Origin of the sequence: uncultured Eudoraea sp. (assembly GCF_947258925.1) — a bacterium.
In the GTDB taxonomy this organism is placed as follows: Bacteria; Bacteroidota; Bacteroidia; order Flavobacteriales; family Flavobacteriaceae; genus Eudoraea.
On sequence record NZ_CAMYKG010000036.1, the window covers coordinates 73,361 to 93,145 of the forward strand.

Here is a 19,785-nt window from a genome sequence, read left to right on the forward strand (position 1 = left end):
CTTCGCTCTTGCGGGCTACGGTGGATAAAGATGAAACTAAAACAATAACAGATCGAATACCAACACCCATGTACAAAGCTTCGGAATACAATATAAAGCCTGTTTTGGGGATCGATTTCAGAAACGGGGCAGACCAATGTTTTGTAGGAATTGCCAAAAACAATAAAGGTTACCAGGAACTAAACGATTTCCTCTCTGCCCACCTCCACGAGGAAAAAGAAATTTCCCGAAGAGCTCCGAAGTTTAAACACGCCTACATAATCTATCCCTTTGAAAAGGTACTCCTCAATGACCAGAGCAATTTCCGGGAACATGAATTTATAGGAATTTCTATAAGGGACCTAAGAAGGTTGCCCTTCTCCAGCCTGGTGGAAAAAAAAGACAAACTGTTAGTGCTGCAACCCGTTAGCTTCAGGAATAAGCGCGATTTTAATGCACATCGATTGCTGCGGGCCATAGATAAGAATGTGCTGTTAAGCAAACTTTCTAAAGAAGAAGAGGCCAGTGAAGAGGAAAAAATGTTTCCCATTCAAAACCTGGCCGCAGCCTTTGCAGAATTTCCCTTTATTCTTGAGAATACAGAAAGGCTGATGAATTCCTGCAGTATCCATTTTGATTTTTCCAAAAACCGCACTCCCCAGAACCTGCAGACCTATCTGGGGAGAAGGGATGAAGATGAAAAACTGCTGGAGCAATTGTGCGAGGATGGCCTTCCTTACCGCTATCCTGTGGTGGACAAGCCCATCCGGGAGCGACTTCAAAAAGAATTGGCACTGATAAAAGAAAAGAATTTTGTCTCCTATTTTTTGATTAACTGGGATATTGTTTCCAAGGCCCGGGAAAAAGGTTTTTTTTATGTGGGGCGGGGTAGTGGTGCAAATAGCATTGTAGCCTATTTGCTTCGTATTACCGATGTAGACCCCATAGAACTGGATCTTTATTTTGAGCGCTTTATTAACCTCTACCGGGCCAATCCACCCGATTTTGATATTGATTTTTCGTGGAGAGATCGTGAAGAGATTACCCAGTATATTTTTGACCGCTTTGATCATGTTAGCCTTTTAGGGACCTATGTCACTTTTAAACATAAGGGCATTGTACGCGAGCTGGGAAAAGTCTTTGGCCTGCCAAAAGCAGAGATTGATGTTCTAAGCGACGGACACTACCAGTTATCCCAATTAGATGAGGTATCCCTGCTGGTATTGAAATACGGACAGTTAATAAAAGGCTTCCCCAACTACCTGAGCATACATGCCGGGGGGATCTTAATTACCCAAAGGCCCATCCACTATTTTTCAGCAACACATTTACCACCAAAAGGTTTTGCTACTGTTATGTTTGATATGATCATTGCCGAAGATGTAGGCCTCTATAAATTTGATATTTTAGGTCAGCGTGGCCTGGCAAAAATCAAGGAGACCCTACAGATCCTGCAGCTTAATAAACCCGAAAAGTTTCGTGAAATAGATATCCATAATATCAAAAGATTTAAAGAAGATCCCCGCATTAACCAGTTGATAAAAACAGCTCAGTGTATGGGGTGTTTTTATGTAGAATCGCCCGCTATGAGGATGCTGCTAAGAAAGCTGGAGGTAGATAATTATCTGGGTTTAGTAGCTGCAAGTTCCATTATCCGTCCCGGGGTGGCCAAGAGTGGGATGATGCGTGAATACATCCTGCGGCACCGTGAAGAGGGCAGGGCAGAGGAAAAAGGCCACCCCGTAATGCTGAACATTATGCCCGAGACTTATGGTATTATGGTCTACCAGGAAGACGTAATAAAAGTGGCCCATTATTTTGCCGGACTTACCCTTGGTGAGGCCGATGTACTGCGAAGGGGCATGAGTGGAAAATTCCGTTCCCGGGAGGAGTTCCAGAAGGTGCAGGACAAGTTTGTGGATAACTGTCGCAAAAAAGGTTATGAAGAAAAGCTGATCTCAGAGATTTGGCACCAGGTAGCCAGTTTTGCCGGCTATGCTTTTGCCAAGGGGCATTCAGCTTCTTATGCTGTGGAGAGTTACCAGACCTTGTTTTTAAGGGCTTATTATCCCCTGGAATACCTGGTGGCAGTACTTAATAATGGGGGCGGTTTTTACCGTTCCGAGTTTTATGTGCACGAAGCCCGTATGATGGGGGCTACTATACATGCACCCTGCATTAACAAGAGCTTTGCGGCAAACTGTATTTATGGCACAGACATTTATTTGGGCTATATGTATCTGAAAGAACTGGAAAGTCGGGTAATGGACCGCATTCTTAAGGAGCGGCAGCTGCATGGAGTCTTTACTTCTTTGGAAGACTTTTTAGACCGGGTGCCTATTTCAATAGAACAGCTGAGTATCCTTATTCGCATAAACGCATTCAGGTTTACAAAAATTAATAAGCACAAATTGTTGTGGGAGGCGCATTTGTTTCTTTCTAAAGGAACTATAATAGATCATCCCAAGCTGTTCCCTCCCACCAATCAAAAATTTAAGATCCCACGCCTGCATACGACAGACCTCGAGACGGCCTTTACTCAATTGGAGTTACTGGGGTTCTGCCTGTGTTCCCCTTTTCATTTGTTAAAGGAAGTCCCTAAAAACACGAATGGGAGTAGGGATCTGGAGCGCTATTTAAATAGAAATATAGACATTTATGGCTATCTGGTTACTGTTAAGAATACGAATACGCATACGGGGAAACGGATGCATTTTGCCACCTGTGTGGACCAGCATGGAGAGGTGTTTGATACGGTACTTTTCCCTCCGGTGGCTGCCAAATACTTTTTTAGGGGTAGGGGTATTTATAGGTTCTATGGCAGGGTAGTAAGTGAGTTTGGCTTTTTAAGTATAGAAACCATAAAGATGCAAAAGCAGGAAGTGATCCAGGATCCCAGGTACGCCGATATGAAGACGGCTAATAAAAAGCGGTTAATTGCTCCTAGAAAATAAGGAAAGCACTTTTTTGAGAATAAAATATAATATGTATTTTTAAAACAAACTTCAGATGCTTCATAAATTAACGCCCTTTAAGAATGAAAGTATATCTCATTAAAGCCTCCAATTGATCCAAACCCTAAATCATAATGACCAGCAAATAGCCCAGGTTATCCGATCGGTTTTTCAGGATTCTTACCCCATTGAGGCCAAGCTTTTAAACGCGAAAGATTTTCCACCTCTTAAAAGAACGCTAGAAGAATTTTTAGATAGTAAAAATGTGTTTTACGGCTTTTATAAAGAGAAAAAGTTAGCAGGAGTGGTTGAAGTAAAAGCAGAAGAAAACAACACCCACATTCAAAGCCTGGTAGTACATCCTGACTTTTTTCGGCAAGGTATTGGAAGTGCAATGGTTCAATTTGTGCTGGACACCTATACTACAAAAACTATTACTGTTGAAACCGGTCTGGCCAATGAACCGGCTAAGGATTTATATTACGGCTTTCATTTTAGAAGGGTAAGGGAATACGATACCGAGGAAGGAATACGAAAGATTGCTTTTTTAATGCGAAGGGGGTAGCACCAAATATTCTCTGCATTTCGTAAAAGGAATTATTTTTTTTCGGGTCTGGGTACAATTCCTGTCCGTTTTCCCCATTCCAGCCACATTTGAGCCATTGTCTTTACCATTTCCGGATTAGTAGCTGCCATATCATGCATTTCTATCCGGTCTTTTTCAATGTCAAACAGTTCCCAGTCTTTTAATTCTAACTCAGCTGTTTTATCCCAGAGATAAGAATTTTTTTTACTTGCTTTAGAAACCAACTTCCACTTTCCCATTCGAACCGCACGGTTGCCTTCATGTTCCCAATAAATGGCTTCCCGGGTCATATCTTTTCCTTCCAAAACGGGTACTAAACTTGTGCCTTCCATAGGATGAATGGCATTTCCATTGTAATTGACAGGATATTCAAGACCACTCATATCCATACAAGTTGCCATGATGTCTATTAAATGCGTAGGGATTTTTCTTAATTCACCGCCCTTTTTAATTTTTGCTGGCCAATGAACAATTAGAGGAGTCGCAATGCCTCCTTCATGCACCCAATGTTTGTATTCCCTGAAAGGGGTGTTACTGGCATTTGCCCAGTTCAGACCATATGCTGTATATCCATCAGCAGGGCCGGGCCAACCTTCTTTCATTATTTTAATAGGCTTTCCGTCACGGCTGGCAAAAGGGATCATCTCTGTTTGTACTTCATCAGGAGCCATTGTTAACACCTCTTTTTCAGTGGGCCTGTTTTCTATCCAATCCAGTTCTTCTGCACAAGCCCCATTGTCCTGCAAATAAAATATTACGGTATTCTCCAGTTGCCCTTTTGCCTCCAGCACATCAACCACCTTACCAATTCCTTCATCCATTAATGTGGTCATGGCCGCATAGGTTTCCATATTCGCAAGTTCCCAGGCTTTGTCGGGCACATTCTCAGACCAGGGTTTCACCGCTAACCCCATTTTCTTCATCCTTTCTAGACGAACTTTTCTCATTTCATCCCAACCCTTGTCATATTTTCCCTTGTATTCAGCAATAGCTTCCTGAGGTGCCTGCATGGGCCAATGAGGCGCGGAATATGATAAATAGAGAAAAAAAGGAGAATCCCTATTGTGTTCTTTTATACATTTTACTGCATAATCTGTAAAGGCTATGGTGCTGTAAAAATCTTCTGATGGAGGCACATATTCATTATCTTCAGCCAAAGAACGAGGATCATAATGGCTGCCTGCTCCGGAGATCATTCCATAAAACTTATCAAAACCTCTTTGTCTTGGCCAGTTACTTTTATCCGGCTTATCTATGACGTAAGGGGTAATATGCCATTTTCCGGACATATAGGTAGAATAACCCCCTATTTTTAAAACCTCGGCAAGGGTTACTGCATTGTTACTCAAATCTCCTTTGAATGCGGGCATTCTCCTGTCATATACCATATGGCCTATTCCTGCCTGTTGGGGATATAAACCGGTAAGCAAAGAGGCACGGCTGGGACAACAACGAGCCCCATTATAAAATTGAGTGAACCTTAAACCATTCATTGCAAGTTGATCGAGCACAGGGGTATTAATTTCTCCTCCGTAACAACCAATATCAGAATATCCCATATCGTCTGCAAGGATCAGAATAATATTTGGAGGAAGTTGTTTTTTAGGTTTTTCCTTTGGGGATTCACAACTTTGAAAAAGGATAAGGAATACCAAAATCACGAATAATGGAGAAACTGTATTCTTCATTGAACAGGAATCTTATTTAACCAAACCGCCATTTCCCCATTTCCCCTGTGTGCCCATGCATAATAAGGGATAGCGCTAAGCGTTGGACTTGTTATTTTACCTACGCCACCAAGTAAGTCCTGTTCATAAGAATACTCAAATACTTCATCAGCAGGTACAAGCGAATTCAGGATTCCTTTAGGATTGTCTACTTCTTCAGCACAGAAGACAAGAGGTCCACGTTCTAAGGCCATTTTGCCCTTATTAGTAGTTACAAGTTCATTGCTTATCACTTTGCGAATAGGCATTTCAAAGTCAAGAGTTATCTTATCGTTCCGTTGCCAGTTATGTTTTTCCAAAGTTATGTAGCCATCCTCTATTAAAGGATTCACACTTTTGCCGTTTACCATAATGGAAACTGCTGGTTTATGTTCATCTGTATAACTGTAAAGATCGCCATCCATGACTTCATTCCGCGCCCATCCCGGAACTCTTAATTTAAAAACTGCAGCTGCAGTCGGGGTATTTAAGACTTCAATTTTAACCTGCCCATCCCAGGGGTAGTTTGTAGTCTGACTTAGTTGCAGGTATTGGTCTCCAAGGGCAATCTCGGCCTTATTACCCATATAAAGATTTACGAATATTTCGTTCTCTTTCGTTGCATAGATGTAGCCCGGAAGCGAAGGTAAAATACGTACAACATTTACCGGACAGCAAGAGCAATCGAACCACGGGGACCTTCCGCAAACACCCTGGTTAAATTTGGTGAACCCATCGGCCTCAAGTGGATTTGGATAAAAGAACGTATTGCCTTCAAAAGAAACCCCGGAAAGAAAACCATTATAGAGCGTTCGCTCAAAAACGTCTATATATTTCACCTCTCCGCTTTTAAGAAACATGCGTTGATTCCAAAGCATTAAGGCAATTGCCGCACAGGTTTCGGTATAAGCCGTTGCATTGGGGAGTTCATAATTTGGGCCAAATCCTTCGTGCCTGGGTTCTGCGCCAATACCTCCGGTGAGGTAAATCTTTTGGTGTACAATATTATTCCAAATTTTATCGAGTGCTTCATCATAAGCGCTCTCTCCGGTTAGAGCGGCTATATCTGTAGCTGCAGCATAGAAATACCCGGCCCTTACGGCATGTCCAACAGCCTCTTTTTGTTCTGCGAGCGGCACGTGGTCTTGCTGATACTTACCGGCATATTTCCCCTCTGTAGTATTATGACCTTCTGCATTGCCCCGCTGATCTATAAAAAATTTGGCAAGGTCCAGATATTTTTTTTCTCCAGTAACGCGGTATAGTTTCACTAACCCAAGTTCTATTTCCTGATGACCAGGAACCCCCATGTTTTTGCCGGGCCCAAATACTTGTTCCACCAGGTCTGCATTTTTAAGGGCGACATCCAGTAAAGTTCTTTCTCCGGTTGCCCGGTAATGTGCAACTGCTGCTTCATACAAATGTCCCACATTGTATAATTCGTGGTAGGTTTGGAGATTGGTCCATCTTTTAGTTCCTCCACCGTCTGCTGCCTTTTCAGGGTCTATAGTGCGGTTCGTATATAGATAACCATCTTCTTCCTGAGCTGCCGCTATCTTTGTAATCAAATCGTCCAGATAGGATTTAAGTTCGGGATCATCATGTACCTGTAGTGAGTAACTAGCTCCTTCAATTACTTTGAAAACATCTGAGTCATTAAAGTATATGCCTTCAAATTGACCCTCTTCCATTCCCCCGGCAATGGCAAAATTTCGAATCCTACCTGTTTCCTCACATTTTTTAAAATTATAAGGTAATGTAACCTTCCGATTGGTCTCCAGACGGGGAGTCCAAAATTGATCCCTAATTTGAACCGAAGTAAAAGGGACGGGCTGAATAGGGTAATCTAAAATGGTACTATTGGTAGCAGCAAGATTAGTTTGCGGTTCTTTATCCTGACAGGAAACGATAAGAAATAGTCCGCTAACCATAAAGCACTTAAAAAATAAAGAGGTTAGGTGCAATTGGCCCGGATTTTTTAGAGAGGTTTTAAAGATTATCTGCGACCATTCTAGAAAAAGATATGAAATTTTATTTTTCATGTTTTTCATTAATTATGGGAGTAAGCTACCTCAGAATCTTTAGCCTCTTTTTTTGTTTTTCACATAGATTAATTTATGCCGGCTTTTTGGATTTTCCCTTTGCTCAATATCAAATTTACCAAGGGATTTAATTAAAGGGGTCAATTTTTGAAAACCGTAATTCCTGGGATCAAAATTCGGTTGTTTCTTTTGCAACAAACTACCAACATCTCCCAAAAAAGCCCATCCATCGTCGTCCGATGTGTCATCAATAGTTGTGGCAATTAATTTGATTTCCTTAAAAGTTACTTTATCAACACTATCCTTCGCTGTAGTTTTTTCACTTTCAGATTCTGCCTCTTTAGATTGGTTTTTAAGAATTTCAATATAAATAAATTTGTCACAAGCCACAATAAAGGGATTCGGGGTCTTTTTTTCTCCAATTCCTATCACTTGCATTCCGGCTTCCCTTAGTCTGGTGGCCAGGCGCGTAAAATCACTATCGCTCGAAACAAGGCAGAAGCCATGAACTTTACCGGAATACAATATATCCATTGCATCAATAATCATCGCTGAATCTGTAGCATTCTTTCCTGTGGTATAACCATATTGCTGAATAGGAGTAATCGCATTCTCAAGGAGCAGATTTTTCCATTTGGACAAACGAGGTTTGGTCCAGTCACCATAAATCCTTTTTATTGTGGGATTGCCATATTTGGCTACTTCTTCCATCATTTCTTTTACGTAAGCCGAAGGGATGTTATCACCATCGATTAGTACGGCTAAATTTGAATTCATGCTGTTATTTTAGATTTAAGAATTTATGATTTTGAATTTTTTAATGTGGATCTTTCGCCGAAGATAGTGAATCCTTAATATACGGGGGAAGGATTATTGGGTTGATTAGCTGTCAATTCTAATCGTTAATAGCAATCAAATTTGGCCTTTTGTCTAAATGACTTGTGATCTTCTCATAAGCTAATGAAAACTCCAATACCTTTTTATCATCTCCAAATTTACCCATGACTTGCATGCCCATTGGCCTGCCTTGTGCATCGAATCCGACCGGGACATTAACAACGGGGATACCACCTAAACTACCTAAAATAACTACTTCCATCCAGCGATGATACGTGTCCATCTTTCGTCCGTTTATTTCTTTAGGCCAATGTATCTCCTTCGGAAACGGGAATACTTGCGCGGTAGGGAGAACCAGGAAATCAAACTTACCAAACATTCTATCTAATTCGGTATACCAACCGGCACGAATTATATTGGCATTCTCTGCATCTTTCTCATCAATACTAAGGCCTTGTTCAATTTCCCAGATCAACTCTGGTTTGAGAAGTTCTCGCGTAGTCGGATCTTCATAGTATTCCAGCATATTCATTCGACCGTAATGGCGAAGCGTGGTCCAGCTCTCCCATAAATCTGACATGTAAAAATTGGACTGTATGGATTCAACTTTAGCTCCGGCACCGGCTACTTCTGCAAGACTGACTTCGCATAATTCTATTATTCCGGGTTCCAACGCCAAATAATTATCCAGATTACCCAACCAGCCAATTTTTATCTTATCAAGGCTTAGGGGATTCATATCTTTAAAAACAGGGTTAAGAGCCATTGTCTGTAATAAATTTATAGTATCACGGGTATTGCGACCCATTGGCCCTGAGGTCCAAAGAAGCCGATTATTGGCATCTCCCTCATCCATTACTACGGTTGTACTCGGTCTGAAACCAATGACATTATTAAAGGCACCGGGATTTCTTAGAGAACCCATCATGTCCCCGCCATCAGCTACCGGAAGCATATGAGTGCCCAGCCCGCATGCGGCACCACCACTACTACCTCCGGAAGTGAGCGCTGGATTCCAGGCACTTCCTGTTGTACCGAATACAGGATTATAGCATTGAGAACCTAAACCAAATTCCGGAGTATTAGTCTTGCCAATAAAGATGGCTCCCTGACTTCTAATTTTGGCTACTAAATCACTATCTTCTTCAGCTATGCGATTAGCAAACATGGGAGATCCGCTTGTATAAGGCAAACCTGCCACCGGAGCCAGGTCCTTTACTGCATGAGGCATTCCATGCATCCATCCCCAATATTCCTTTCTGGCCAGGGCCTGGTCTGCTTTTCTTGCCTGACTTATTAACTCATCATCGCTAACCATACTCACAATGGCATTATACACGGGATTATATCGATGGATCCGATCCAGATAGGCCTGCATTACCTCCACACAACTTGCTTGTTTGGTCTTTATTGCTAAAGAGAGCTCAGAAGCGCTGAGGGCTGTTAGATCGGATGGAAGATTAGCTGCAAACAGCTTGTTAGAAAAAGGAAAGGGTACGGAAAGTAAAGTACCGAAGGTCGCTGTATTCTTTATAAATTGTCTTCGATTCATAGTAGTTTTGAAATATTTTAAATTTCTTATTCCAGTGAATACGCAACATATACATCATTGGATGCGGTGCCCATTTTCCCTCCACCACAAGCAATCACAATATATTGTTTCCCGTCTATTTCATAGGTGGCAGGAGTAGCGTAACCCCCTGCCTCCAAATCTGTTTCCCAAAGTAATTCACCAGTTTTCATACTAAAAGCCCTGAATTTTTCATCTTTGGTTGCAGCAATAAACAATACGCCACCAGCTGTAATTACAGGTCCGCCATAATTTTCAGTGCCACTTACCGGATAATCAGGATCATTTAATTCCTCCTCATTACCCAGCGGAATTTTCCAAAGATATTCCCCTGTATTTAAATCAATAGCATTTAAAGTGCCCCATGGGGGTTTAATGACCGGGTAACCCCGATTGTCTTTGAACCTTCCAAAACCAACCATTCCGTAAGGCGCGTGGTCTGAGGTTTCGGCCCGATGATCGTTTGATTCAATACCGCTTAAATATTCTGAAAGGGCCTTTACTTCGTCATCGGTAAGGTTTGGCATGGCAGGCATAGCACCCTTACCATTCTTAATGTTAGCTATAATCTCATTTGGGGAAAGTCGTGATTTGACATTTTGAAGTTCCGGGATAACCCCCAACCCCTGTAAATTACCGCCATGACAACGAGCACAGTGTATTTGTGATAGAGTAGCACCGTAACTTAATTTTTTGCCATCTTTATATCCAACTCTGGCCATTCGTACAATCCATGGCATTTCATTTGAATTTACATACATAATTCCTTTTCTGGGGTCAACGGCCGCCCCGCCCCATTCTGCTCCGCCATCTGCCCCGGGAAATAAAATAACACCTGCTGTATCAATGGGATAAAACTGTCCTTCAGAGGTTACCTGTTTAAATCGTTGGAGCACCGTTAACCCTTTTGTATTCTGTTCTTTGTCAATAAAATCGTCTACAAAAGCAGCCTGGTTGGGAGCATAGAGATCTTCTTCTTTGAGTTGTTGCCGGGCAAAAGGTTCAGGTTTTAGAGGTAAGGGTTGTGTTTTTGCCGTGGTATCACCTTCCAGAGTGGTAGCCGGGTATGGTTTTTCCTCTATAGGGAAAAGAGGCTCACCTGTTAAACGGTTGAATACATATATATGGCCACTTTTAGTTATTTGAGCAACTGCAGGGGTTTTCTGTCCATCTTTTTCTACCTCGAGGAGGTTAGGGGGTGCTGGTAAATCCCTGTCCCAAACATCGTGATGAACCATTTGAAAATGCCAGATCCTTTCACCGGTTTTCGCATTGAGGGCTAATAAGGTATTGGCGAATAAATTATCGCCAACCCGGGCACCTCCATACCAGTCGAAAGCAGCAGACCCTGTTGGTACATATACTATTCCGCGTTCCTCATCAAGTGCCATCCCAGCCCAATTATTTGCACCACCAATCTGGTCATTTTTATAAGCCTCTTTCGGCCATGTCTCATAGCCAAATTCACCGGGTTTTGGGATAGTATGGAAAATCCATTCCATTTCGCCAGTAATTACATTAAAAGCCCGAATATGCCCTGGAGCAGCACCGGGAGATTCGGAGGTTCTGGAACCCATAATGTACAAATTCTTATAGATCACCCCCGGGGTAGTAACCACAATGGGAACTTTTTCCGGGTCTCTCCCAAGGCCTTTTCTTAAATCAATATGTCCATTAGTGCCAAAGGATTCGATTACAGTCCCGGTTTCAATGTCTATTGCGTAAAGCATAAAACCTGAAGTATAAAATAATCTACTTTTTTCTTTTGATTCTGAAGTCCAATACATTAATCCACGACTTAAACCCAGGCCGGTTTCGTCTGCAGATTCCGATTCGTACGTCCAGAGCTCCTTGCCTGTTTTTGCATTGATGGCAAAGAGGGTATTTGCCGGATTTACGCCGAAGAGTTTATCCTCAACTATTAAAGGATTTGTTTGTATCTGCGAATTTCTCCCTTCCTCAAGTCCCCCGCTACTGTAACTCCATGCAAGTTTCAACTGCCCCACATTTTCTGTGGTGATTTCATCCAATACCGAAAAATGGGTCCTTTCAGGATCACCTAGATAATGGGTCCATGTTTTAAAATAGTCTTTACCAGCAATTGAATTTTGGTCATCAGATATATGCTTTGATTCGTTTTTGCAGGCCGCTATCCCAAAAAACAGCACAATCAGAATTAAATTTAATCTCATATTTTCTTTTTTATTAAAGCTGATCCAAATCCGGTACTGTGAGTTCATCTATATTCCATTTTGCCCTTTTTGCACCTGCCTGATAGGTGCTTTCAAGGAAATCGAGTACGGCTTTTCGGGGGTTTATGGAATTCTTAGCATCTTCGTATCTTAATAAGGCCATCGGGCTACCATTGCTGTCCTGCCAGAATGCTTCTTTTGGTTTAAGAGCTTCTTCATCTATCCCATTGGGGGAGGGGTAGGTGTAGGAATAATACATTGGCTCAGGGACATTGGTATCACCTACCCAAAATCCAAAACTAATTTGTTCATGGGAATAGGTTTCTTTTTCCAAAATCCTTGCGGATTTATCCATGGGAGGTAACTTTTTTCCGGAGAATCGGGTTACCACTAAATCGAGGTGGTGCCAGTAAATATGAACCGGACAGGTTTTGCCGTAAAAACGACCACCAAATTCCTTAAAAACATTGCTATTCCACAACATGAGTTTCCAAAAAGTATTTATATACTTCCAATCATAATGGTAGTACTCCGTAATCTCATAAAAGTGTTTCTCGATTCCTACATCAAAAGGTCTATCAATAAATTTAGGAAATACACCGAGACCATTTATTTCGGCCATAAACCGAGTATAAAATTCTGCGATACTAGGATTATCACTAAGGGATAAGACAATATCTTCACCAGAACTTCGGGATATGATAACCGCTTTTCTTTTTATATTAAACTCCATTTCAAAGCTGTCCAATCCATCATTTATGGGGACGCTATAAGTGCTAAAGCCCCTTGGTGTAACATAGAGTGTAATGTACCACCAATGGTTCTTTCTGGTAGTTGATTTCAATCTTGTCTTACCCAGTATTTGAAGTAGTAAATGAATTGTGATTCTGGTATTGGTCCAATCTTTAAATGGCAGAGAGGGTAGCTTTTCAACATTCATAGGCATTATTTTTCTAAAGGATTATTATGTTTATTTCTTTGGGTCAGGATAAATCCCATTTTTTCCTGGGTTTTCTAGAGAGCATCTTATTTGCTTCTTTATCGCCAATAAATTTTTCTTTTTCGGCATTCCATTCGAGTTTTCTTTTTAGCTGCCATGAGATCAATCCCAAATGCATGGGCAGTGTCATCTCCCTGGCATAGGCCAGATTAGATTCTGAAGGATTACGTGATTTCACTGCATCCACAAAATTCTGCTGGTGGCCGGGAGAACGCTGAAGGGTTTTAGCAATTTCGGGAATATCCGTAACTGTTTCTCCGTTGATGGTAATCTCCCGGGTTTCATAATCACAAATCAGGGAGCCTTTGTCGCCTTCAAAATAAGCCCCTATCCCTCTTTCGGCCGCACCGGGAACATTAGGAGGTGTAGAGGTCCAGAATAGCTTAAGGTCCTCAAATTCGTAGTCCACATCAATCCATTTTGGGGTATTGGCTATCCCATCTGCTTCTTCTCCCCTGGCTGAAATATGTTTCAGGCCTTTTGGCTGTATGGCCCAGTAAACTACATCGGCTATATGGCACCAGAAATCCGCAAACACGCCGCCGGAATAATCCATAAAATAGCGATAGGTGAAATGGCATTTCGCCGGGATATAATCTACATAAGGGGCAGGTCCGAGCCACATATCCCAATCTAATGTTTTAGGAATAGGTTTGATTACTGTTTCTTTTAAATTAGGAGGAACACCGGTTTTCCACAACCTAACAGTATGAACTTTACCAATAGCCCCGGCCTGGATGAGTTCTACAACACGGTGGTAATTATCGGTTGCATGTATCTGCGTTCCCAACTGAAAAATACGGTTGTATTTCTTTTGGGATTTAAGCATCATTTGCCCTTCTTTTACATCATATGAAAGTGGTTTTTCACCATAGACATCTTTTCCGGCCTGGAAGGCGAGGGTTGCAATTTGTGCATGCCAATGATCCGGAGTAGCACAGGTAATGGCATCAATATCCTTTCGATCTAATATTCTCCGAAAATCCTTGTAACCACTCGCTTTAGATCCTGGTTGAAGATTTTCTAAAGTTTTTAAACTCTTGGCCAAATGCAGTTCATCTACATCACATAAGGCAACCACTTCTACCTCATCTAAACCTGCAAACCATTTCATATGGTTGTTTCCCATACCACCAACCCCAATATGGGCCACACGTAGTCGATCACTAGCGGCTACTTTCCTTGCCAGGGAAGGAAGGAGGGTTAATCCCATTAGGCCCAGGCTACTTTTTTTTACAAATTCCCGACGGTTATGTTTAGGTACTTTCATGATAGTTTTTTTGCACTTTTAAAGTACAAAAAAAAGCACCACTTTTTAAGCCTTAAATTCTACAAGGGTGGTCCCGGCACTGGGATGGCCTTCAAAATAACTAAGGTTAATATTAAATTCCTTTTTATAGGCTTCAGAAATTGATTGAATAAATAAGTCGGCCGAATCTTCGTGGACTAAATTGATAGTGCATCCGCCAAAGCCGCCACCCATTACCCGGGAGCCTAATACTTCCGGAATATTTTTTGAAAAATCTACCAAAAAGTCCAATTCCCGACAACTTACTTCATATAAAGCTCGAAGACCTTCATGAGTTTGATACATTAGTGCCCCCAGCTTTTCTAAATCACCTTTTTTCAGGGCTTCTACGGCATCCAAAACCCGGGTGTTTTCCTGCACCACATAATTGCACCTATTGAAGACTTTGGGGTTCATTGACGTTTTACAAGCCTCGATTATTTTCGGATTGGCATCCCTTAGTGAAGCTACGGAGGGATATTTTTTTTGTAAAATAGCTACCCCTTCTTCGCACTCTTTTCTTCTGGTGTTGTATTCACTACTTGCCAGGCTGTGAGAAACATTACTGTTTAATAAAACTAATTTGTAAGGAGCTATCTCAAAGGGCACATACCTATACTCCATATTTCTACAATCCAATAAGATCACATGGTCTTTTTTACTCATTACTGATGCAAATTGGTCCATTATCCCACACTTGGTACCTACATAATTATGTTCCGCATCCCGGGATAGTTCCACAATTTCATGTTTAGACAAGCCAAGGGCAAAAAGCTCATTCAGGCCGAAGGCCAGGCCACATTCGAGAGCAGCCGAAGAACTGACCCCGGCACCAACCGGCAGATTACTTTCAATAGCACAATGAAAGCCTTTTAGTTCCTTACTTCTACTATAAATTTCATAGAGTACGCCCAGAATGTAATTTTCCCATTGCACATGGCTAGGCGCAATATGTTTTAGATCTACCACCAGTGCCTTTTCATATCCCTTACTTCTAATTTCACAGTGGGTATCCGTATTATTCCTTTCAAGGGTAAAGCGAATTCTCTTGTCTATGGCTGTGGGGAGTACATATCCCAGATTATAGTCTGTGTGCTCGCCAATAATATTGATCCTCCCTGGAGAATCAATAATTACTTTACCCACCAACTTGTCAGCCATTATTTGTCAATTGAACTAATTTCATTCGCCCTTTAAAATTTTCTATCCGGGTCGAAAGGCGTAATATCCATTTCAGGTTTTTTGTTATCCACAATATCTGAAACGAGTTTCCCGGTTGCGGGCCCCAGGCTCCAACCCATCATGGCATGACCAGTTGCAAAAATTAGGTTGTTATATTTGTTACTTCGGCCAATATATGGTAAACCATCAGGACTTACCGGGCGAAGCCCGCTTTTGGCATTTGCCTTATCTTCCATGCTTATTTCTATTTCCGGGTAATAGCTATTTGCTGCCTTTGCAATGGCTTCAACCCTTTCTTTTCTTATGGTATCATTAATACCGGAGAATTCCATGGTTCCGGCAAAACGGGTAAAACCCTGCATAGGTGTTACCGCAGCTTTGGCCTCCATAAGTACAGCAGGAATAGTTATTCCCGTATGTTCCTTAACATTAATTGAATACCCTTTACCTGCCTGCAAAGGGAGTTTTACTTTTAGTAGTTTGGAAATTTTACTACTCCAGGAACCGGCTGCTAGAACCACTTCATCAGCATTGTAAGATGCCTTTGATGTTATTATTTGATTAATTTTATTCGTGACAGTTGAAATCTCTTTAACCTCTTCATTGGTTTTTATCTCTACACCTGCATCCCTGAGATATTTTACCATTTTGGGCATGAATTCAGTAGGGGTTGTATGGCGGTCACATTCATAATGAATGGCTCCTTTTACGTTCAATACAACATTGGGTTCCACTTTCTTTAACTGAGTCGTATCAAGGTTTTTTACTTCAAGACCAAGAAATCTGGCTTTTTCTGCAACCTCCATTTCACCTTCGCCTGCTTTGTCCGTTTTGTACATCATGAGAAGGCCTTTACGCTCTAGTTGGAATTTACCTAAATCACCTGACGTAAAAATATCTTCAAACAGGCTGCGACTTAAGATATTTATATCCTTGATTACCGGAATTGCCTTAGCTACTTTGGTATGAGTTGAAGACCTGTGAAAATACCAGGACCATCTTAAAAAATCCGGGTCCCATCGCGGTTTCATATAGAAAGGACTTGAAGAATTAAACATCCATTTAATACCTTTTGCGATCATTCCGGGAGAAGCCAGAGGGATTATATGACTGGGGGTAATATAGCCTGCATTAACAAAAGAAGCTCCCGCAGTAATATCGGATTTGTCTATAACGGTAACCTGATGACCTTCCTTATTGAGATAATAAGCAGAACTCAGACCGGAAATACCTCCACCTATAATAATTATGCGTTTGCTCATATTAAATTACTTGAAACCCCTCTGCGAAGGGATCATCATCATCAATGTATATTTTATTGTGTCCATATACCCTGGCCCATCCCTTAATACTCGGAATAATTGCCGGTTGGTTTTGCAAATAAGTAACTTCTTCAATTCGTCCTGTAAACTGAGACCCGATAAAACTCTCATGGATAAAATCTTCACCGGGTTTCAAGAGGCCCTTAGCATGCCATTGGGCCATACGTGCTGAAGTCCCAGTGCCACAGGGCGAACGATCAATGGCATTGTCTCCATAAAAAACTGCATTTCGGGCCGAGGCATTAGTTGCTATTGTTTTACCGGTCCATAAAATGTGACTCACATCTCTGATGGTCTCATTTTCAGGATGTATAAATCTATTGGGGTATTTTTTATTAATAGCCTCCCTAATTTCGCGACTAAACTGAATGAGATCAGCAGCACGGTAATTTTCCAGTCCTCCAAAGTTTTCCTGGGGATCTATAATAGCATAAAAATTTCCTCCATAAGAAACATCAAAAACCAAGTTGCCTAAATGAGCACTTTCAATACTTAATTCAGTGGCTGCAAGAAACGATTTTACGTTATTGAATTTTACCCAATCCACTTTTTTACCTGTCTGTTGATATTCAACTTCTACCAATCCTGCAGGAGTCTCCATGCGTATTTTTCCCGGGATCTTTGGTTGTATTAGCCCTTCTTCAATTCCAATGGTTATGGATCCTATTGTACCATGGCCACACATAGGTAAACAGCCACTGGTTTCAATAAATAAAATGCCCAAGTCGTTTGCAGGATCTGCGGGGAGATAAAAAATACTGCCACTCATCATATCATGTCCCCGGGGTTCAAACATAAGACCTTTGCGGATCCAGTCATAGGATTCCAGAAAATGCTGGCGCTTTTCACTCATGTTAGACCCCTTCAAAACAGGACCACCCTTAGCCACCACCCGCACAGGATTGCCGCAGGTGTGAGCATCAATGCAGTTAAAGGTAGTCCTAGCCATGGGCTTATAGTTTATTATAAAGCTGCATTTGTATAAACGCCATTTACCAATCGCAAAATTTGTAAGGGATTCTCATCTCTAAGCGCTGACGGGAGCAAATCCCGGGGCCAATTCTGAAATGCTACAGGTCGTACCCATCGTTTTATCGCATAAGGACCCACTGCTGTAAATCTGCTATCTGTTGAAGCAGGGAATGGGCCACCATGAACCATAGAAGGACAAACTTCCACCCCGGTAGGAACACCGTTGAAAATAATCCGGCCTACCCGGCTGCCTAAGGCAGCGACAATATTTTCATGGTTGCTTACTTCTTCCTGATTTCCCAAAATGGTACCGGTAAGCTGACCTTCCAAATGTTTCAAAATGTTTGTAAGTTCATCAGAATCCTCACATTGAACTACAATCGAGAAGGGTCCAAAAACCTCCTGGTGTAGTTTAGGGTTTTCCAGAAAATTTTCCCCCTCTGTTGTAAGTACAAGCTGTTGTGCAAAATAAGGTTGTGGTTCAGTTTCAAAAGCCGTAATTGATCTGGTACCGGCCTGTGCAACGGCCGTTTGCTTACCTTGTTCGTAATTACCATAAATATTGGGATGCAACATACAACTGGGTTCCAGTTTTGCAATTTCTTTTCCCAGTGAACTGATAAAAGTGTCTAAGGTTTTGCTTTTTAGCCCTAAAATAAGTCCTGGATTTGTACAAAATTGACCAGCTCCCAACATAATGGATGCCGCGTATTGCTCTGCCCAATAATTTCCTTTTTCTTCAAGAGCAGAGGGTAGTACCACCACGGGGTTAATGCTGCCCATTTCTGCAAAGACCGGAATTGGTTCCGGACGTTCATTGGCTAACTTATACAAGGCAGTACCACCTTTTATACTTCCGGTAAATCCAACTGCCTTGATTACCGGATGCTTAACAAGTTGCTGCCCCACTTCTATTCCACTGCTGTTCAAATTAGAAAAGACACCATTTGGCATAGCAGTTTTTTTCGCGGCATTTAGAATGGCTGATGCTACCAGCTCCCCGGTTCCGGCATGCATGGGATGACTCTTTACAATAACAGGACAGCCAGCGGCCAGTGCACTAGCCGTATCTCCACCTGCCGTGGAATAGGCCAGTGGAAAATTACTTGAGCCAAATACAGCAACAGGCCCCATGGGAAAAAGCATTTTTCTTATATCCGGTTTGGGTACAGGAGTTCTCTCCGGCAAGGCCGTATCAATACTGGCCTCTACCCAGGAACCATCTTCCAAAGTGTTGGCAAAAGTTCTTAACTGACCTACGGTTCGCCCACGTTCCCCTTTGGCCCTGCCTTCGGGAAGACCACTTTCCAGGCAATACGATTCAATAAGTACATCGCCCAGGGCTTCTATTTCATCAGCAATTACTCTTAAAAAGCCCGCCTTCCGTTCAGCCGTAAAATTTCTGTAACTTTCAAAAGCTTCAGAGGCCAGTTTTGCTGCTTCATTAAGCTCCTCCTCTGTAGCTTCGAAAAAGGTCCATTTATTCTCCAGGTTTAATTCAGGATTGAAAGTCTTGTACTTTTTGCTGCCTTTTCCAGACTGTTTATTGCCAATATAGTTTTTTCCTGTAATCATATCTCCATTGATTAAGCTGTATGCATTGATGAATGCTGCAAGGCCTTATAATCCGGTAATGAGGGCCTTGTTCTCATTCCTTCTTCTATTATTTTCAGGACCCTTTGGCGTTCCTCTCCCCGAAGTGGTAACCTCGGAGCCCTGACATTTTCTGTACCTAGTTCAGTGGCAACTTCAGCCAGTTTAATATTTTGTACCAATTGTGGGCTAATATCTAATTCCAATAGAGGTAGAAACCAGCGGTAAATTTCCAGGGCTTCATCAATTCTGCCTGCTTTGGCCAGTTCGTAAATGGCAACGGTTTCCTTTGGAAATGCACAGACGAGGCCGGCCACCCATCCATCTGCGCCCATTAAGATACTTTCAAGTCCAAGGGTATCTACTCCCGTAAGAACCTTTAACCGATCACCGAATCTGTTTTTTATCCTGGTAATATTGGAAATATCACGGGTAGATTCTTTTACGGCCTGTATGTTGTCGCATTGAAGGATTTCCTCAAACATATCTAGAGTGACTTTAATGCCATAGTCCACCGGGTTATTATAGATCATAATAGGTAGATCTGTACTTTGGGCAATGG

General features: G+C 41.8%; 14 protein-coding genes. 2 read left to right on the forward strand and 12 right to left on the reverse strand.

What is annotated here, in order from left to right; genetic code table 11:
* The first annotated feature begins 8 nt into the window (after window positions 1–8).
* Together dnaE and Q0X77_RS12575 are read left to right on the forward strand one after the other, a co-directional pair.
* On the forward strand, window positions 9–2,933 hold the full coding sequence (gene dnaE, locus Q0X77_RS12570; protein WP_366939217.1) for a DNA polymerase III subunit alpha: 2,925 nt from the start codon (window positions 9–11) through the stop codon (window positions 2,931–2,933).
* A gap of 112 nt (window positions 2,934–3,045) precedes the next feature.
* Complete coding sequence (locus tag Q0X77_RS12575; protein ID WP_297797873.1) at window positions 3,046–3,498, forward strand: GNAT family N-acetyltransferase; 453 nt, start codon at window positions 3,046–3,048, stop codon at window positions 3,496–3,498.
* Between the two features lie 32 nt (window positions 3,499–3,530).
* Here Q0X77_RS12575 and Q0X77_RS12580 read toward each other — a convergent pair whose 3' ends face one another.
* The 12 genes from Q0X77_RS12580 to Q0X77_RS12635 all read right to left on the reverse strand — a co-directional run.
* Window positions 3,531–5,207 carry an arylsulfatase gene (locus tag Q0X77_RS12580; protein ID WP_297797875.1) on the reverse strand — a complete coding sequence of 559 codons (1,677 nt, stop codon included), beginning with the start codon at window positions 5,205–5,207 and terminating at the stop codon, window positions 3,531–3,533.
* Entirely contained in the window at window positions 5,204–7,267 is a 2,064-nt protein-coding gene (locus tag Q0X77_RS12585) for a glycoside hydrolase family 127 protein (RefSeq protein WP_297797877.1), read from the reverse strand. The genes Q0X77_RS12580 and Q0X77_RS12585 overlap by 4 nt, the downstream gene beginning before the upstream one ends.
* 39 nt (window positions 7,268–7,306) lie before the next feature.
* Window positions 7,307–8,044: an NYN domain-containing protein gene (locus Q0X77_RS12590; protein WP_297797879.1), complete on the reverse strand. Its 738-nt coding sequence runs from the start codon at window positions 8,042–8,044 to the stop codon at window positions 7,307–7,309.
* 118 nt (window positions 8,045–8,162) lie between these two features.
* Window positions 8,163–9,656 (reverse strand): amidase, encoded by a 1,494-nt coding sequence (locus tag Q0X77_RS12595; protein ID WP_297797881.1) that lies wholly within the window; start codon window positions 9,654–9,656, stop codon window positions 8,163–8,165.
* 26 nt (window positions 9,657–9,682) lie between these two features.
* Window positions 9,683–11,866 carry a PQQ-binding-like beta-propeller repeat protein gene (locus Q0X77_RS12600; RefSeq protein WP_297797883.1) on the reverse strand — a complete coding sequence of 728 codons (2,184 nt, stop codon included), beginning with the start codon at window positions 11,864–11,866 and terminating at the stop codon, window positions 9,683–9,685.
* Between the two features lie 13 nt (window positions 11,867–11,879).
* On the reverse strand, window positions 11,880–12,806 hold the full coding sequence (locus tag Q0X77_RS12605; protein ID WP_297797885.1) for a DUF5996 family protein: 927 nt from the start codon (window positions 12,804–12,806) through the stop codon (window positions 11,880–11,882).
* A gap of 43 nt (window positions 12,807–12,849) precedes the next feature.
* A complete protein-coding gene (locus tag Q0X77_RS12610) occupies window positions 12,850–14,136 on the reverse strand; it encodes a Gfo/Idh/MocA family oxidoreductase (RefSeq protein ID WP_297797887.1) in 1,287 nt (428 codons plus the stop codon).
* A gap of 45 nt (window positions 14,137–14,181) precedes the next feature.
* Entirely contained in the window at window positions 14,182–15,315 is a 1,134-nt protein-coding gene (gene galK, locus Q0X77_RS12615; protein WP_297797889.1) for a galactokinase, read from the reverse strand.
* 32 nt (window positions 15,316–15,347) lie between these two features.
* Entirely contained in the window at window positions 15,348–16,598 is a 1,251-nt protein-coding gene (locus tag Q0X77_RS12620) for an FAD-dependent oxidoreductase (protein WP_297797891.1), read from the reverse strand.
* A 1-nt stretch (window position 16,599) separates the two neighbouring features.
* Window positions 16,600–17,607 carry a 4-hydroxyproline epimerase gene (locus Q0X77_RS12625; RefSeq protein ID WP_297797893.1) on the reverse strand — a complete coding sequence of 336 codons (1,008 nt, stop codon included), beginning with the start codon at window positions 17,605–17,607 and terminating at the stop codon, window positions 16,600–16,602.
* A gap of 14 nt (window positions 17,608–17,621) precedes the next feature.
* Window positions 17,622–19,205 (reverse strand): aldehyde dehydrogenase (NADP(+)), encoded by a 1,584-nt coding sequence (locus Q0X77_RS12630; RefSeq protein ID WP_297797895.1) that lies wholly within the window; start codon window positions 19,203–19,205, stop codon window positions 17,622–17,624.
* A gap of 11 nt (window positions 19,206–19,216) precedes the next feature.
* Window positions 19,217–19,785: dihydrodipicolinate synthase family protein (locus tag Q0X77_RS12635; RefSeq protein ID WP_297797897.1), on the reverse strand; the 569-nt coding region annotated here is incomplete at its 5' end.

Excerpts from the sequence above, each read along its gene's own strand:
- Q0X77_RS12580 (WP_297797875.1), bottom strand. The coding sequence starts at position 5,207 with ATGAAGAATACAGTTTCTCCATTATTCGTGATTTTGGTATTCCTTATC.
- Q0X77_RS12585 (WP_297797877.1), bottom strand. The coding sequence starts at position 7,267 with ATGAAAAATAAAATTTCATATCTTTTTCTAGAATGGTCGCAGATAATC.
- Q0X77_RS12590 (WP_297797879.1), bottom strand. The coding sequence starts at position 8,044 with ATGAATTCAAATTTAGCCGTACTAATCGATGGTGATAACATCCCTTCG.
- Q0X77_RS12595 (WP_297797881.1), bottom strand. The coding sequence starts at position 9,656 with ATGAATCGAAGACAATTTATAAAGAATACAGCGACCTTCGGTACTTTA.
- Q0X77_RS12600 (WP_297797883.1), bottom strand. The coding sequence starts at position 11,866 with ATGAGATTAAATTTAATTCTGATTGTGCTGTTTTTTGGGATAGCGGCC.
- Q0X77_RS12605 (WP_297797885.1), bottom strand. The coding sequence starts at position 12,806 with ATGAATGTTGAAAAGCTACCCTCTCTGCCATTTAAAGATTGGACCAAT.
- Q0X77_RS12610 (WP_297797887.1), bottom strand. The coding sequence starts at position 14,136 with ATGAAAGTACCTAAACATAACCGTCGGGAATTTGTAAAAAAAAGTAGC.
- galK (WP_297797889.1), bottom strand. The coding sequence starts at position 15,315 with ATGGCTGACAAGTTGGTGGGTAAAGTAATTATTGATTCTCCAGGGAGG.
- Q0X77_RS12620 (WP_297797891.1), bottom strand. The coding sequence starts at position 16,598 with ATGAGCAAACGCATAATTATTATAGGTGGAGGTATTTCCGGTCTGAGT.
- Q0X77_RS12625 (WP_297797893.1), bottom strand. The coding sequence starts at position 17,607 with ATGGCTAGGACTACCTTTAACTGCATTGATGCTCACACCTGCGGCAAT.
- Q0X77_RS12630 (WP_297797895.1), bottom strand. The coding sequence starts at position 19,205 with ATGATTACAGGAAAAAACTATATTGGCAATAAACAGTCTGGAAAAGGC.